Origin of the sequence: Bacteroides sp. AM41-16 (assembly GCF_003603495.1) — a bacterium.
GTDB lineage: Bacteria > Bacteroidota > Bacteroidia > Bacteroidales > Bacteroidaceae > Bacteroides > Bacteroides uniformis.
Genome location: NZ_QTNE01000045.1, coordinates 1 through 2,508 on the forward strand (window position 1 = coordinate 1; position 2,508 = coordinate 2,508).

At 42.1% G+C, this 2,508-nt stretch carries 1 protein-coding gene; it reads right to left on the reverse strand.

Going from position 1 to position 2,508, the window contains the following annotated elements; all coding sequences use genetic code 11:
- Positions 1-103: 103 nt before the first annotated feature.
- A complete protein-coding gene (locus tag DW896_RS21260; protein WP_005680466.1) occupies positions 104-1,927 on the reverse strand; it encodes a reverse transcriptase/maturase family protein in 1,824 nt (607 codons plus the stop codon).
- Positions 1,928-2,508: the final 581 nt, after the last annotated feature.

The following is a 2,508-nucleotide window of genomic DNA, read 5'->3' on the forward strand; positions in this document are numbered from 1 at the left end:
GTAGGCTAAGCACCCAGCGCCTTGTCATATTTCTATGGTAGGTTTCCGAGTACTCGCCTCCGAACCGGACTTACAAGTCTCCCTGTATCCGGCTCTCCACTAATTAATTCAGTCTGATTCTTCGGTCGGGGTCTATTTTTGCATGACACTTTGAGCAGACAGCCAAAGTTTTTCGTCTTCGAGCTATCATTTTCTTTTCCCAGTCGGATTTACCTTTCAGGTCTTTAAGTTTGCGAACGTGATGCATTTCGAGTTTATCGGTAGCACCGCATAATTCGCAAACTTGGAGCTTCAGCCTTTCCATAAGGCTGTTACGTCCACCTGTTATGGAAACTGTCCGTGGAATAGTGTCACAGTAAATATTCCCTGCAACCTTTTTGCGTTTGAAACCATCATGATAAAATGATTGGTAAAGTGTCTTACCCTTGCTATTTTCATATGCCACTTGGAAAACCTTGTTCTTTTTATATTTCAGAAGTATTTTCTTTACAGATGATTTGTATTTGTTCGCAAATACCTTATACATGCTGTATGACATAATGTGATAGAAAGAATTGATGACATAGCTGTTATTGGCTATTGAGTAGTAATTATAGAACCCTCGGATTTCGGCATTGAACTGACTGACTATTTCCAAGTCATCCAAGTTCAGCATGTACGTTCTGACGATGGATTTCCAAACCTCTTTGCCATTGACGACCGCGATTCTTGCGGCTTTATAATCAAAGAGTTTCTTCCGCATCGTTTCAAAATTCAGGTACAATACAGGCTTGTGTCCGAATGCACGAACCGTTTTACCGTACTTATCCTTACGTAAATCGTTACACCTACGTATAAATACGTCATATCCGAGAAATTTCGCTGGTTTCTGCGCATTGGTTATCAGTGTCTTTTCGTCTGACAGTTCCAGTTTAAGAGCTTCATTCAAATAATTCTTAATATCCTCTTTTACTGTTTTGCAGTCTTCAAGATTACCGGTAATTCCAATCAGAAAGTCATCTGCGTATCTCACGTATTTTAACCGTTTGATACTGCTGTCCATTTCATTACGTGCCGGATAGTTGTTCCGTTCTTCTCGTAGCCGCTTAATTTCGGCGGTCATCTGTTTCCTTACCTTTACATCTTTCTCATTCTTTAGTTTCTTTGCCAGTCGGTATCTTCGCTGTTCGTAGAGCTTGTATCGAGCGTCGCCTTTTCTTGTTACCCCTTTATTGAACCGATTGATGTATTCCTTGATGTACTTGTCGAACTTGTCAAGGTAGATGTTAGCCAGTATTGGGCTGATAATCCCGCCTTGCGGAGTTCCACTGTACGTTCTATGAAATACCCAGTCTTCCACATATCCGGCATTCAGGAATTTTCTGATAAGCCGCAAAAATCTCTCGTCGGCGATACGTTCCCGAAGAATATTAATCAGTACGTCATGATTGATATTGTCGAAGAATCCTTTAATATCGCCTTCAATAAACCATTTCACGGCAGTGAATGTCTTTTGTATATCTATAAGAGCAGTATGACAACTTCGTTTGGGACGAAACCCATGTGAAGTATGTTCAAAACTACCTTCATAGATTGCTTCAAGTATCATTCTGACTACTTCCTGTACCAGCTTATCATCAAAAGAGGGTATGCCAAGCGGACGTTTTTTCCCGTTTTTCTTAGGTATGTACGTCCTTTTGGACGGATTAGGCTGATAAGTCTCATTTTTAAGACTGCCAATCAGTTGTTCAACTCGGTCAATACTCATTCCGTCAATGGTTTTACCATCGGCTCCTGCCGTCATGTTGCCTGTCTTGCTGTAAATATTCTGATAGGCTACATAAAACATTTCCTCGTTAAACAGCACTCTATACAGCCGCTCAAACTTATAGTTCAAGTTACCGCTGTGTTTACTCAGACTGTTCAACACATTTTCTGGATTTCTCATGTCTCTCACATCTTCCTTTAAATTGTTAAACTTAATTAGCTGCTCCCCTTCGCCATGTACAGGGCGTTACCCTGCTCAGACTACTATGGAAGCTCCGTTGCCATGCCGGATATTCAGGGGCAGACCCCATAGCCCTACAACTGGCTTTCCGGTTTAGGCAATCCCCGTTTAGAAATTTGACGACTATTTGGCTCGATAGATTGTCGGATACGACTTTCGTCCTTTACTACTTATGGTAGTTGCCTTGCGGTAAGTTTATGCTACTCCTGCTACGTGTCATCAGTGTAGTACCGCAACATAACGGTATAATTCCGAAGAATTATTCAACTGTCTTCCGTCATTGCCCAAGGATACGACTGCTCGGACTATCGTTCAACCAATGCTGGCTTTATCCTCATATCTATCATTTTAACTTGCCATTCGGTCGCAGCCTGACAGTTGGCTGACTTATGGCTTTACCAACGTGCTATGTTCCCTTGTGGGGTTTTCCCCTCCGGTTAGCGGTTGTTAATGGGCATTTTAAACACTTGCCCAGTCGCTTGCCAAAGCGACATTCGTCAAATTCCCTTTACGGGCGCACC

What these genes read in the sequence shown, in the direction of transcription:
- DW896_RS21260 (WP_005680466.1), bottom strand. Translation starts at nt 1,927, where the DNA reads ATGAGAAATCCAGAAAATGTGTTGAACAGTCTGAGTAAACACAGCGGT.